This window comes from Afifella marina DSM 2698 (assembly GCF_900102695.1).
GTDB classification, from domain to species: domain Bacteria; phylum Pseudomonadota; class Alphaproteobacteria; order Rhizobiales; family Afifellaceae; genus Afifella; species Afifella marina.
Map to the genome: position 1 here is coordinate 135962 of NZ_FMVW01000006.1, position 13295 is coordinate 149256.

Here is a 13295-nt window from a genome sequence, read left to right on the forward strand (position 1 = left end):
TCAGACGGCTCCCTGATGCCGCGCATGGCTGAGGACGAGGCCGGTCGCCACGGCGTTCACCGGGCCGAGGGAGCCGCGAATATTGGCGGTGCCGATGACCGTGCCGTAATGGGCGAGCTGGTCGGTCAGCATGCGGGCGACTTCAAAGTCGAGCCCAGAACCGCCGACGACAGCGACGAACTGGATCTCGCGGATGTTGCCGGCCGGCGCAACGGCAGAGAGCGCACGCATGGCGTTGCGCACGAAGACGCGGCGCTTGGCCTCGCGGCGCACCTCGCGGATGCGGTCGAGCGTGTGATGCGTCGGGATCGGAGAGAGCCCGTCCGGGGTGATCAGGGCGACACGGCCGAAGAGTTTCGGATCGAGCGGCTCCTCGAAGAAGCGCACGGTGTTGTCCTCGTGGCGGACGTGGAACAGGCTCTCCACACGCACCAGCGGGAAGCGCTTGATCTGCTCGGCGACGTCCGTCTCGTTGCCGCCCGGGAGATCGAGCTCACGCTGGATAAGGAGGGTGACCATGTCGCCCGCGCCGGCAAGATGGACGGAGCGCACGTCACGATCCTTTTCGAGGATCGCGGCGTCGGTCGAACCGGCACCAAGGTCGAGGATCGCCAACGGCGTGTCGAGACCCGGTGTGGTGAGTGTGCCGAGGATCGCCATGTTGGCTTCGACACCGCCCAGCTGCACCTTGATGCCGAGCTCCTTGTGCAGACCTTCGGCAAGCTGCTCCATCAGAAGCTTGTCGGTGTTGACCATGGCCGCGAGACCGACGGCATTCTCCATCGAGAATTCCTGGGCGAGGCCACCCGAAACCCGCTGCGGCACGAGACAGTCGACCGCCAGCACGTCGCGGATATGCACCTCCGACGCCGGCTTCTTCGTCATGTTGCTCATGGTCTGGCGCACGCGTGCCACCATGCCGCCGACATTCGTGCCGGATTCGCCTTCCACATCCTTGAGAGGGAAGGCCTGGGCAAGCGCATCCATGATCGCGTCAGCGCCGGAATCCATCGGCGCGTCGACGGTGCGGCGCTCGCCGATAAGCTTCAGCGAACCTGCCGGAATGTGCCGCGTCTGCACGTCGCCGGCGGGAGTGCGGATGACCACGGCCGAGCGCAGGCCGATAAGGGCCTTGGCGATCGGGATGATCATCGTCGTTTCCTGCGGCGTCAGCTTGAAGAGCGTCGCGATGCCATAGGGATTGCTGAGCTGCTGGATCGACTGGCCGTGATCGGCCACTTCGACCGCTGCCAGCATGCCGAGCGGCACCTGATCGATGAGCTTCACCTCATCGACGATCGGCAACTTCTTGGGAAGCCGGTTGGCGATCAGAACACCGTCGTCGCCCTGCACGATCGCGGCCGTCACATCGACGCCGCGCTCGATCGCCGCTGCCAACATCTGTGCGGCGCGGGTGAAATCGTAGGTCTTCGGGACGACGGCGATAATCGCCTCGTCCGTCGGGGCTGTCTCAAGCTCACTGATGTCATGCGTTACGCCGACACCGATGCCGAGCCCGCCCGGAGAATTCGGATTGTGGCCGATCATCGAGGATTCGGTGATGATCGTTTCGGTGATCGTTTCCATGGCGATATCGCCAATCACCGGGGTCGCTTCATTCAGAAGTACGAGGTCGATGTCGCCCAGCGCGAGGCCGGCCTGCTGCACCGCTGTCTCAAGCGCTCGCACCACACCCGGCACGTTCGCCAGAGTGCCTTTGATGCCCGTCGTCGGCATACGGCTGGAGGCCAGGAAATTCGGTACGCCACCAGGTGCGCCCACTTCGGCCAGGGCAACTTCCGTGGTCGAGTTTCCGATATCGACGCCCGCGACCTTCATTTCACTTCCAATAGGTTTGCTTTGAGGAAGGTGCGAAACGGCGGGCCAATTGGGGGTACACCCGCCGTTTCGCAGAGAACCAAACTCCAAGGGGGAGCAACGTGCAGGAGTTTGGTCAGCCCGTTTTGGTCAGTCCTTGCGGAGGACGTCGCGACGTTCGTAAACGTCGGCCGCCTCACGAACGAAGCCCGCGCAAATCTGTGCGTCGAACTTGCTCTCCAACTCGTCCGCGATCGCCAGCAATTCGGCTTTCGTGGAGCGGTTCGGACGCAGGGCGTTGTACATCTCCAGGATCCGCTCATCGGGAACCCGGGTCATCTCGGCAGCGCGCCGGAGGTTCGCCGCGAACTGCGGGCGACCAACGCTCTCACCAATCTGAGCCTGGTATTCCAAAGTCTGAGCCGTGATGCGGATGTCGTTCGGGCCAATTTTGCCGTTGAGCACATCCTCAAGAGTGATGTCCTCAAGCGACTTGCCGCTCGGCGTCTTGACCAGCTCCGGATGGAGCTTGGCCAGCGGATAGTCCTTCGTGTGGTCGAGCTTTCCGCTTGCAACCGCCTTGCTGGGGGCAGCGGCGGAACCGCCGTTGCCGAGCTCAGCGAGCACTTCGCGAACAATGGAGTTGATCAGGTCTTGCTGTGACATTGCTTTTCTCCCTGTCCGCTCAGCTGAACTTCACTTCAAGATCGACCGGCTTCGCACTGCGATCGACGAAGCTGGTTTCACGGATGTGGAGGACCGCTGCGATGGCCTGGTATTTCGGCCGGGCCATCTGGTCGTTCTTCTGCCGCACGGGATCGGGCGTCTCGCCCTTCGCGTAGCGCGCAGCGTTGCGGCCGATTGATCGGTAGGTTTCAAGGTCGAGCACCGGCGCCTGCGGGAACAGCTCCAGGTTCTGGAGCGGGAACAGGTCTCGCTGGTGAATGACCGAGGTGCCCCGCGACTGGATGCCGATGGCGATGCCCGAACCGGCGAGCTTCGCACCGACATTGCCGGCGAAGGCGACGTCGGAGGTGTGCTTGACCCGGACGACGCGTCCCTTGCAGCCCTCTTCCTCGATGCCCGCGAGAATTTCGCGCAGCACCTTGGCGTGGGGGATGCCAGTGATCGTCTGCTCCTTCAGCTTGTCGCCGAAGGCCGGAGCAAGCGCCACGACGACTTCGTTCGGCTCTGTACCCTGCTTGGCAGGGCCGACCTCACGCAGTGTCATCTTGGCGGCGGAGTTATCGACCGGTGCAAAGGCGGAAACCGGAGTGCTTTTCGCACCCTTGTTCTCCGCCAGCTGCATCTGGGCCAGGACTTCCCGAACCGCGTCTCGGACAGCTGCTTCTGTGATCTGTGCCATTTCTGTCTATCTCCTGACCGCGGCTTAGAGATCTTCAGGCCGAATGGCCTGACGGATCGTCTGCAACTGTTTCCAGCGCTCGCCTTCGGCCCGATATCCAGTGCCAGGGCCCTGGTAGTCGTTCAGGTCATTGACGGCAGCGATCGGGTTGAAGTCGGTGTCGAAGATCGTCGAAGTGTGCAGGTAGTCGCCCGCCACGCGCTGCTTCTGGATGGACAAAACGGAGTTCGCCACATCCGCAAAGCCTTGCTTGGCAAGAGCCTTGATCACATCGAGACCGGTGATGCCCCGCTTCAGGATGTCCTGGGCAGCCTTGGTGTCCCGCACCTTGTCGCGCGCCGGCATGTCGTCGCTCGAATAGGCGTAGGTTGCTGCTTCGACTTCCTCGTCGGTGATCGCCGGCAGACCAAGTTCCGTAAAGACTGCCTGCATGGCGCGGGCGGCCTTGTTGCGGACTTCGATGATCTTCTCTTCCGAACTCGGGACGAGGCCAGCATCGACCTTGAGGTCGCGCTGAATGATCAGCCAATCGTCAATGTCGTCGATGTCGACATTGGAACCGGCGAACATGTTGTCCTTGTTCGGAGTGGCCGAGTAGCCAGAGGTGATGAAGTCGGTTCCCGGAAGGAACTGCATCAACAGGCGGGCCGTCCGACGCATGTCGGAATGCGAGAAGGTCTGGTCGTTGCCCGACGCGTTCTCAAGATCGAGGCACGCCGTGACGAGGTTCTCGCCGAGGACGGCACGGATACCACCCGGGACGCCGGCAGGAACGCCGATGCACGAGATGGAGCCATTCTGCAGGCCCTGCACGCCGGCCGCCTTGGTCAGCATGATGCACTTGATCTCCAAGTACAGCATCGACTTGCCTTCGGCGTAACCCATCTGCACTTCCGAACCGGTACCGGAGGTGAAGCGCATCTTGATGCCGCGTGAGGCGTAGGCGGAAGCCAGGAAGCCCTTCGACCACGGCGTGTCGTCGCCGTCGATGAACACCCGCTCCGTGCCGTAGACCGAGACCGTTTCCGCATAGGCGGTCAGACCGCGCATGCCGAGTTCGAGCTCGATCGATTCCTCCAGAGAGTCCTGCCAGAGGACGCCCGGACGGCCGACCTGGCCACCGATCAGAAGCGCAAGCGCGTTGAACGGGCCATAGTTGAACACCGCGACGGTCGTCTCGATCTCGGCGAAGCCGTAGCAGGTCGCCTCAGCCGCGTCGGCCGCCATCAGGACGGGATTGTCCTGGGTGTTGGTCACGTGAGCCTGGTTCGCCGGGGTGCGGCGGGCACGCATCTTCTGCACGCCCATCATCATCTCGACGACGTTGAGCTCGTCCACAACCGCTGCGATCTTGGCGGGCGTGAGACCCGAGAAGACGCGAACGACCTTCTCGCGCGGCACGTTGATGTCGACGATCATCCTGGCGATATCAACAGCCGACATCGCCATCATCTCTTCGGCGACCTTGGCGTTGATGCCATATTTGGCGATGAAGAGCTCGTTGAAGTCGAACTCGTCAACCGTGCGACCGTCCATTTCGACGATCACACCGTCCTTGATTTTGATGCTCGGCTTCGGATCGTTCGGGCTGCCCATGGCAATCATGCCGACTTCGGGCCATTCCGTCACATACCCGTCTTGGTTGACGGGCCGCTTCTCCAGAGCCTCAAATCTTTTATGCCTTTTGGCCATACTTTTATTCCTCGCTAAGGCTGGCTCTCGATCAGATGTACGGAGTTCCGTCCGTCTTCGGCTCCGAGCCAAGCGTTCCGAGGAGCTTCACGCCGATCTCGCGTGCCGTGACGACCGCCTGGCGGACCGCACCGGCATCACCGCTGAAGAAGCCAATGACCTCGTTCGAGAAAGACGTGCCCTTGGCCGGCGAAGAGATGCCCAGCAGATCGACGTCTGCCGACTTCACTGCGGCATCGACCATCTCGACACCGATACCGGCGGGAGCACCGACGCAAAGGCCGAAAGCGCGCCCGATCGGAGCACCGAAAGCCTTGTTGCAGGCGTAGCTGGCACGTGCGGTGTACTGCAGCTCAATGTGGCCGGCGTCATTTGCATAGACGTCGCCGAACGTGCGCTGCAGATCCTTAAGGGCAACCTCGATACCGCGACGGGCATCCGACACCTCTTCGGCACCGAGGATGATCAGGGAGCCGTGGCCCGCCCCGCCCTTGGTGTCACGAGCAAGCTCGATCGAGATGACTTCGGTGTTGGTGGCCTTCACGGCCTCGTCGACGGCGAGGATGTGCGGGCCGGCGCCAGTGCGTGAGCTCAGGATGCCGATCGAGCGGTACTTCGGGTCGTAGCCCAGCATTTCGTGCAGCTTCGGATCGAGGTTGGCGATCACGATGCCGATCGAATCGCCGACCGCAGTCCCGACGAATTCCGTCAGGCCGGGATGCTTGGTGGCGGGCTGCGACGCAGCCGGAGCAGCCGGAGCAGCGCCGGCGTTGCCGCCGATCTTCTGCATCACCTGCTGCACCATCTGGTCGAGGAGTTTATCGTCCATGGCGTGTCATCCTTTAATGACTAGTGCGTACAGATCAGCTCTGGCTGCCCGGCAGTTTCGGCAGCAGCTTTTCCGTATCCATGTGCGGCCGCGGAATGACGTGGACCGAAACCACTTCACCGACGCGCTGGGCCGCAGCGGCACCCGCATCAGTGGCAGCCTTCACGGCGCCGACATCGCCACGGACCATGACGGTCACGAGACCTGAACCGATCTTCTCCGTGCCAATCAGCGTGACGTTGGCCGCTTTGACCATCGCGTCGGCCGCCTCGACCATCGCGACAAGACCCTTCGTCTCAAGCAGGCCAAGGGCTTCACCCGGTGTATTTGCCATGTTGCTTCACTCCTCTGTGTTAGAAGCGCTGTGGTGAACCAGTCCCAGGGCAAGAAGACGTTGGCGCAATTCCTCAATGCCGGTGCCTTCAACCGCAGAGACGGGGTAGATGTCCCCACGCACCCCGGCATCGCGAAGCAGCCGTGAGGCATGAGCGATGTCGGCGTCGGGACGATCAATCTTTGTGACCAGGCCGATGACGGTCTGGGAAAACATCAGGAAGAACCCAGGCGGAAAGCTGGAGCGCGCGCGCGTGGCATCCTGGATCACCAGGAGCACTGCCGCGTCGTTCGCCGTCGTGATCAGATGGTTCCGGAACATCCCCATCTCGGAATATTCCCCGGGGGTGTCGATGCCCCAGCCGGCGTAGTCGACCATCTGGGTCTTGCGTGCCGCCTCGCCCGCACCTTCAAGAGCACGCAGCAGGGTCGTCTTGCCGAAGCCGACGGAGCCGAGCACCATGAAGCGCTGCTCGGAGGGAGTTTCCGCTGTAGCCATTGCTACTCCGCCCCGCCTCATGTCCGCGTGACCTTGGCCGGGAAGAAGGCAAGGACACTTTGGAGCCCACGATTGGCCGCCTCGACGGCGACCTCGACACTATCCAGGCTGCCGCACACCACCAGCGTGCCACTGAAGCGGTCCAGGAAGCCGATGGTGACATCAGCCGCCTTCATCGCCAGATCGCCCGCTATGATCGTGCCTTCGCCCGGCGTCACGGTTAAAATCCCGACCGCTTCCGCATCCTCCAGACCGACCCTTTGGCACAAAGCGGCGTCCGGATTTGCAATAACATGAGCAATCGTTACCTGTCGGCCAGGCACGTATTCTTGAATAATACGTGTTGAAACTTCTTCCTGGTCGAACTGTGTCCGCGACATGCTTAGTTGTTCTTCCTTTTGAGACAGTCGCAGTTTTAGACGTCGGGGGTCACGCCTTCAATGCACGGACCGGCGGATGCACTCCACAAATCGACTTTTGTTCCGCCTAGCCGTGTACGAAGTCAGCCGAAAAGTGCACAACCATAGCGGCTAATTGCATTGCCGCACCCTCCCCCGCCACATAAGAAGGTACGAGCTAAGGTAGCTGGTTCTGCCGCATTCATAAGGGTTTGCGGCCACCGATAGTGTTGTGCGTGAGGGCGCTGATTACGCCAGCAGTGGCCGACGATATCTTCTGCCCCCAAAATGCAACCAGAGATATTTGCCGGTTTTGCCATAGGCCGAACAATGCGCGGCGTGGCTCACGGAATCCGCGTTGAGCCGCGGACAAATGTGCCCATCTGGAGCGTCTACTGTGAAAGCTTTAGTCTATTACGGCTCTGGAAAGATCTCTTGGGAAGACAAACCCCTCCCGAAGATCGAGCACCCGGCGGACGTTATCGTCCGGATCAGCAAGACGACGCTATGCGGCACCGACCTTGCGATTCTGCGCGGCGGCGTGCCCACCGTTCAGCCCGGCCGCACGATTGGCCACGAGGCCACCGGCTACATCACCGAGGTCGGGCCCGCCGTCCAGGACTTCAAGGTCGGTGACCACGTCATCATTCCCTGCAACACGTCGTGCGGGCGTTGCGACCCTTGCCGTAGGGGGCTCCACTCAAGCTGCGAGCGGGGAGGCTGGCTGCTCGGCAACACGATCGACGGCGTTCAGGCCGAATATGCGCGCATCCCGCTTGCCGATTCGAGCCTCTTTCGCATTCCGGACGGGGTCGACGAGGAAGCGGCTTTGATGCTTGCCGACATTCTTCCCACTGGCCTCGAGGTCGGTGTCAAGCGTGCGGAGGTGAGCCTCGGCGATGCTCTCGTCGTCATCGGCGCGGGGCCTGTCGGTCTGGCGACCATCCTCGCTGCGGAATTCTACTCGCCGGCCCGGATCATCGCCATCGACCTGGACGACAATCGCCTGGCCAAGGCTCTCGAAATCGGCGCCACGAACATCATCAACAACAAGGACGGCAAGGCGCGCGAGAAGGTCATGGCGCTCACCGAAGGGCGTGGCGCCGACGCGGTCATCGAGGTGATCGGCAATCCGGCGACCTTCCAGCTGGCGCAGGAGATCCTCGCCGCCGGCGGCCGCATGGCCAATATCGGCATCTTCCACAAGAGCACCGAACTGCACAGCGAAACGCTTTGGACGCACAACATCACCCTGCGCATGGGCGTGGTCGACAACAGCACGGTGCCGGTCCTTTTGAAGATGGTTCAGGCGGGAAGGCTCGACCCGACGAGCCTCGTCTCACACCACTTCCACATCAACGAGATCCTCGACGCCTACGAGATCTTCAAGAACGCGGCTGAGGAGGAGGCGATCAAGGTCGTCCTCTCCACCGATGCCGCCAAGAAAGCTGGCAGCGGCGTCTCCAACGACAACGAGTTCATTCGACAAATCGTGGGGCGCGTCCTGGCCAGCCTCTGACATCCCTCGCCAACGGCCGCCATGCGGCACGGCTTAACGAAAACCGGCGCCCCACGCCTTTCGAAGGCAGTGCGGCCATGCTTGCGGAGTGTTCACCGGTGATTTTGGTTATCAATTGCGGCAGCTCGACGCTGAAATACCAGCTCTACACGACCGATCTGAAGGTCGTCACCGCCAAAGGCCTCATCAGCAAGATCGGCGAAGATGGCTCAAGGGTGGAACATGCCGCTCACGGATCGAAACATGTCCGCGTGATGCCAGTTCCGGATCATCACACGGCCTTCACTGCCATGATCGACCGTTTGATCGATCCCGAGGTCGGGGTCATCAAAGACATCAGCGAGGTTACGGCGGTCGGCCACCGCGCTGTTCACGGCGCCGACACTTTCGTCAAATCGTCGGTGATCAATGACGAAGTCATCGCCAAGCTCGAAGAATGCGTCCCGCTCGCCCCACTTCACAACCCGCCAAATCTCGTCGGCATCGTTGAGGCGCGCAAATTGCTGCCGGACGTACCGCAGGTGGTCGTCTTCGACACCGCCTTCCACCAGACCATGCCCGAATATGCGCATGTCTACGCCCTGCCCTACGAGCTCTATAGCGAGCACCGGATCCGTCGCTACGGTTTCCACGGAACGTCCTGCCGCTTCGTCAATCAAAGAGCGGCGGACATGCTCGGCAGACCGGTGGACGAGCTCAAAATGGTCATCTGCCATCTCGGCAACGGCGTCACCATCGACGCGATCGAGAACGGGCGCTCGGTCGATACGAGCATCGGTTTTGCGACGTTTTCCGGCGTGATGATGGGCACGCGCTCCGGCGACGTCGATCCAGGGCTGATTTTCTATCTCAACAAACAGCTCGGCATGAGCCTCGGCGATATCGAGGCGATGCTGTACAAAAGGAGCGGCCTCCTCGGCGTTTCGGGCATCAGCAACGATATGCGCGAAGTGGAGGAACGTGCCGAGGGCGGCTGCGAACGTTGCGAGCTCGCACTCGAGATGTTCGCTTACATGACGCGGAAATATATCGGCTCCTATGCGGCCGCCTTGGGCGGGCTCGATGCGTTGGTCTTCACCGCGGGCATCGGCGAGAACAGCCCCTCGATGCGAGCGCGAATCTGCGAGAAGCTCGGCTTCCTCGGGATTGCCATCGATAGCGACGCCAACGAGGCGCCTGGCGACGATGGGCGGATCAGCACCCGCGCTTCCAGGACCGCGGCAATGGTCGTGCCGACCGACGAGGAAAAGATGATCGCCATCGACACACTTCGCCTGACCGAAAAGGCGAGAGCAGCAGCCGCGTGAGGCAGGAACGATGAACAGCCACGCCGACGACATCCTCGCCCGTGCAGTCAGCGTCTTCAACAAGGCGCCGGCTCGGCAGGGTTACAAGGGCCGCGTTCATGTCGGGGTCGATCTCGGCACGGCCTATACCGTCCTCGTCGTCCTCGACGAGGATGGGCAGCCGCTCGCAGGGCGCTATCAGTTCGCCCAAATCGTGCGGGACGGCCTCGTGGTGGATTTCATCGGCGCCATGCAGATCCTTTCGCGCATGAAGGCGGAGGTTGAGGCGGATCTCGGCTTCGCGCTCGAGAGTGCGGCGACCTCCTACCCTCCCGGCGTTGCACCGGCAGAGGTGAAGGCAACGCAGAATGTCGTCATCGGTGCGGGGCTCGAATGCGAGCATTTCGTCGATGAGCCGACAGCGGCCAATGCCCTCCTGCAGATCAAAGACGGGGCGGTGGTCGACGTCGGCGGCGGCACGACGGGCGTTGCGATCTTCAAGGATGGCGAAGTCGTCTATACGGCCGATGAGGCGACCGGCGGGACCCAGTTCACTTTGGTGCTGTCAGGCGCCCTCGGCGTCTCCTTCGAGGAAGCCGAGAACATCAAGAAAGACCCGAAAAGGGCCCGTTCCCTCTATCCACTGGTCAGACCGGTGATGCAGAAAGTCGGCAGCATCGTTGCCCATCATATCGCCCCTTACGACGTCAAAACCATCCATCTGGTGGGCGGCACTAGCGGGATGCCCGGCATGGCCGACATCGTGGCCGAGATGACCGGAATCCCGACGAAGCTGCCGTCTCACCCGATGTTCGTGACGCCGATCGGCATCGCCATGCATGATCGCGAAGACAAAACGGCCACGCCGCCCCAGAAATAGGCGGCACGAAAATCACTGCGCGTTGGGCACCGGCTCTTTTTCGCTTCGGCGGAACTGCGCCGGCGTCATCCCGGTCTCACGCTGGAACAGGCGGTAGAAGTTGGTGACGTTCGCATAGCCGACCTGTTCGGCGACCGCTTCGTTGGTCGTGTCGGTCGTCAAAAGCAGGTCTTTGGCCGCCTCGATGCGCTTCTCGGTGAGAAACTGCTTGTAGCTGATGCCGACGCATTCGCGAAAACGGTGCGCAAGATGCGACGGGCTCAGATGCGCAATGTTGGCGACGGCCGCGAGCGACATGTTTTCATCGGCATAGTTCTCGGAGATGAAGGCGATCGCTCGCTTGACCGGATCTCTCTCCTGCGCACAGGGCGTTGCCGCGGACGTCACGTCACGGGCGACCTCCGCATCGGCAGCGGACGACGACGCACTCAATTCCGTGCAGATCTCGCCGTGGAGCTTGCGCAACAATTCGCCCAGCTTCGCAGGACGGATCGGCTTCAACAGATAGTCGAGCGCACCGATCTTGAGCGCGCGTTGCACATAGGCAAATTCATCATAAGCCGTGAGGAAAATGAGCCGCGTGCGCGGCAGCTCGGCCTTGATGATCGCCGCCGCGTCCAACCCGTCCACGCCGGGCATCTTGATGTCGATCAGAATGAGCTCGGGCCGCTCACGCCGCGCCAGCTCCACCGCCTCGGAGCCGTTCTTAGCCTCCCAGACATTGGCGAAGTCGAGCGCCTCAGCCGCCACGACGCGGCTGATCGTCGAGCGAATGATGGGCGTGTCGTCGGCCACCAAAAGGCCGGGCCGAACCGAGGACTCCTGCTGAAAAGCGCCTTGGAACATGGACGCAAAACGCTCAGTGCGGGCGAGCTCAAGCATTTTCGAGCTGCGCATAGTCGCCGAGTGGCCAGGAAAGCTCAATTCGGGTTCCCTCATTCAATCTGCTTGTTACTTTGAGATCGAAGTCGTTGCCGTACTCGCTGTCGAGCCGGGTGATGACACTTTGCAGTCCGAGAGCGGCGCGGCTGCGCTCCGCCTGCTGCAGGACACAACGATCGTTGTTGAGCGCGGCGACCTGAGCCTCGCTCATCCCCGCGCCGTTGTCATAGACCTCGATCAAGCCGCGATCGTCCACCCTCCGGGCCGAAACGCGCACGCGAACCGGCCGCGAGAGCGCTTCCACCCCGTGCACGATGGCATTCTCGGCAAGCGGCTGCAGAACCATGCACGGGACCGGCCAATTGCGCAGGCTTTCGTCGAGATCGACTTCGATGCTCAGGTGGTCGCCGAAGCGAAGCTGGTGGAGGCGCAAGCAGCGTTCGATCATGTCGAATTCTTCGCTGAGCGGCACCGAAGTGGCGAGATTGCGCAGGCTGTAGCGGAGGATGTCGCTCAGCATGTAAGCGACTTCCTCGGTTTTCACCGCCTTCTCCTCGAAGGCCGTGTAGCCAATGAGCGTCAAAGAATTGAACAGGAAATGCGGATTGACGCGCGCCTGCAACGCCCGCAACTGGGCATCCTGCAGCGCCTTTTCCGTGGCGGCTTTGGCTTTCACCTCTTTGAGGAGGCGTGCCTGGATCAGGTTCGTCTTGCCAATCTCGATGATGTGGCTCGCCGCCAGCATCAGCATCTCGACGGCGGAATCGAGGCGATCTCGATCGGCCGCCGGCATGGCATAGACGGCTTCCTCAAGCTCTGCCGGAGCAATGCCGAGAGAATGATTTCGGTCGAGCACGTTGCTGATCGTGCGCTCGCGCTCGTCTTCGAGCATCACCTGGCCGCACAAGAGGCAGCCGAGATATTCATCCTCGATGATGATCGGCGCGGCGACGTCGACGAGCCCGGCATGGCAGACATAAGTCGCCGGCCGGCCTGAGCGGTAGGCGGCGAGCCCCCCGCAGGCATCGCATGCATGACAACGCCGCAACCCTTCGGGGGTGGAGCGCATCAAACGACACACAGGCTGGAAATTGCTCGCTTTGGTGACGGGCACCCCGTCGCGATCAACCGTCACCGCGGCCATATCCATGGCCTTGGCAAAAGTGTCCTGGATCCGCTGCAACGTCGGAACGTCGACGAAGTCCTGGATCCGCCACTTATGAGTTGGGAAATGCTCTTCCATCAGGATGACCGACCTGCCCAACGCCGAAAGATGACAAGCAAGCGCAAGCGCTGCCCGCCGTGATTTTCGTCGCTGGATGCAGACCCCGACATCCCTCGTTGTACGCCGACAGCCCACACAGCCCGACGCACATCACCGGCAGGTCTCCTGGCTCGCGGCACCAAGCAAGGGCTACCTTCCCAGCGCTCACGCGCCAGTGGCACTCCCAGCCCTGCTCTCCGCTCACAGTTGCGGGGGCAGCTACGGTTTCGGCCCCTTTTGGGTATGCCTCACCGTATTCCCTTTTCATCCTCGCGCTCTCACGCTCGGAAACCGGTAACAGGCTTTTACTGGCGCCAACGGCGGCTTATGTCAAGTCGGCAGGGCCGCTAACGCTTTCGTTACCCACCGGCAATAGGAGAAAATTCTATCTTCGGTTTATTTTTAGCGCGTGCAGGTTGCTATCTGCCATAAAACGGCCACTCGAAGCTCCAATATTCGTAATATTTACATCGGAATTGGAGAATAATACTTCGATGTATGACGATTTCTACAGGCGCTCGCGCCCCGA

13 protein-coding genes and 1 riboswitch are annotated in these 13295 nt (G+C 61.7%); of the genes, 3 read left to right on the top strand and 10 right to left on the bottom strand.

From position 1 onward, the window contains the following. The 8 genes from BLP76_RS13400 to eutS form a co-directional block, all read right to left on the bottom strand. Positions 1-1839: a diol dehydratase reactivase subunit alpha gene (locus BLP76_RS13400; protein ID WP_092814141.1), complete on the bottom strand. Its 1839-nt coding sequence runs from the start codon at positions 1837-1839 to the stop codon at positions 1-3. Between the two features lie 129 nt (positions 1840-1968). After that, entirely contained in the window at positions 1969-2484 is a 516-nt protein-coding gene (locus BLP76_RS13405) for a diol dehydratase small subunit (protein ID WP_092814144.1), read from the bottom strand. 19 nt (positions 2485-2503) lie between these two features. Further along, a complete protein-coding gene (locus tag BLP76_RS13410; RefSeq protein WP_092814147.1) occupies positions 2504-3184 on the bottom strand; it encodes a propanediol/glycerol family dehydratase medium subunit in 681 nt (226 codons plus the stop codon). A 24-nt stretch (positions 3185-3208) separates the two neighbouring features. After that, positions 3209-4876 carry a propanediol/glycerol family dehydratase large subunit gene (locus BLP76_RS13415; RefSeq protein WP_092814150.1) on the bottom strand — a complete coding sequence of 556 codons (1668 nt, stop codon included), beginning with the start codon at positions 4874-4876 and terminating at the stop codon, positions 3209-3211. A gap of 31 nt (positions 4877-4907) precedes the next feature. Next, positions 4908-5705: a propanediol utilization microcompartment protein PduB gene (gene pduB, locus BLP76_RS13420; RefSeq protein ID WP_092814152.1), complete on the bottom strand. Its 798-nt coding sequence runs from the start codon at positions 5703-5705 to the stop codon at positions 4908-4910. 34 nt (positions 5706-5739) lie between these two features. After that, positions 5740-6039, bottom strand: coding sequence for an ethanolamine utilization microcompartment protein EutM (eutM, locus tag BLP76_RS13425; protein WP_092814156.1), 300 nt, complete (start codon positions 6037-6039; stop codon positions 5740-5742). Between the two features lie 6 nt (positions 6040-6045). Then, positions 6046-6537: a EutP/PduV family microcompartment system protein gene (locus tag BLP76_RS13430; protein ID WP_092814159.1), complete on the bottom strand. Its 492-nt coding sequence runs from the start codon at positions 6535-6537 to the stop codon at positions 6046-6048. A gap of 17 nt (positions 6538-6554) precedes the next feature. Continuing rightward, positions 6555-6917 (bottom strand): ethanolamine utilization microcompartment protein EutS, encoded by a 363-nt coding sequence (gene eutS / locus BLP76_RS13435; protein ID WP_092814162.1) that lies wholly within the window; start codon positions 6915-6917, stop codon positions 6555-6557. 415 nt (positions 6918-7332) lie between these two features. Between eutS and BLP76_RS13440 the strand changes: the two genes are divergently transcribed. From BLP76_RS13440 to eutJ, 3 genes are all read left to right on the top strand, one after another. Next, on the top strand, positions 7333-8454 hold the full coding sequence (locus BLP76_RS13440) for a zinc-binding dehydrogenase (protein WP_092814165.1): 1122 nt from the start codon (positions 7333-7335) through the stop codon (positions 8452-8454). Positions 8455-8552: 98 nt separating this feature from the next. Further along, entirely contained in the window at positions 8553-9761 is a 1209-nt protein-coding gene (locus BLP76_RS13445) for an acetate/propionate family kinase (RefSeq protein ID WP_092814370.1), read from the top strand. Between the two features lie 10 nt (positions 9762-9771). Next, positions 9772-10620, top strand: coding sequence for an ethanolamine utilization protein EutJ (gene eutJ / locus BLP76_RS13450; protein WP_092814168.1), 849 nt, complete (start codon positions 9772-9774; stop codon positions 10618-10620). 12 nt (positions 10621-10632) lie between these two features. On the opposite strand, the gene BLP76_RS13455 is transcribed toward eutJ, so the two are convergent. Both BLP76_RS13455 and BLP76_RS13460 read right to left on the bottom strand, forming a co-directional pair. After that, positions 10633-11502, bottom strand: coding sequence for a response regulator transcription factor (locus BLP76_RS13455; protein ID WP_170130458.1), 870 nt, complete (start codon positions 11500-11502; stop codon positions 10633-10635). Beyond that, a complete protein-coding gene (locus BLP76_RS13460) occupies positions 11495-12745 on the bottom strand; it encodes a sensor histidine kinase (RefSeq protein WP_092814174.1) in 1251 nt (416 codons plus the stop codon). The genes BLP76_RS13455 and BLP76_RS13460 overlap by 8 nt, the downstream gene beginning before the upstream one ends. Before the next feature lie 120 nt (positions 12746-12865). After that, positions 12866-13077: riboswitch (cobalamin riboswitch) on the bottom strand. Between the last annotated feature and the right edge of the window lie 218 nt (positions 13078-13295).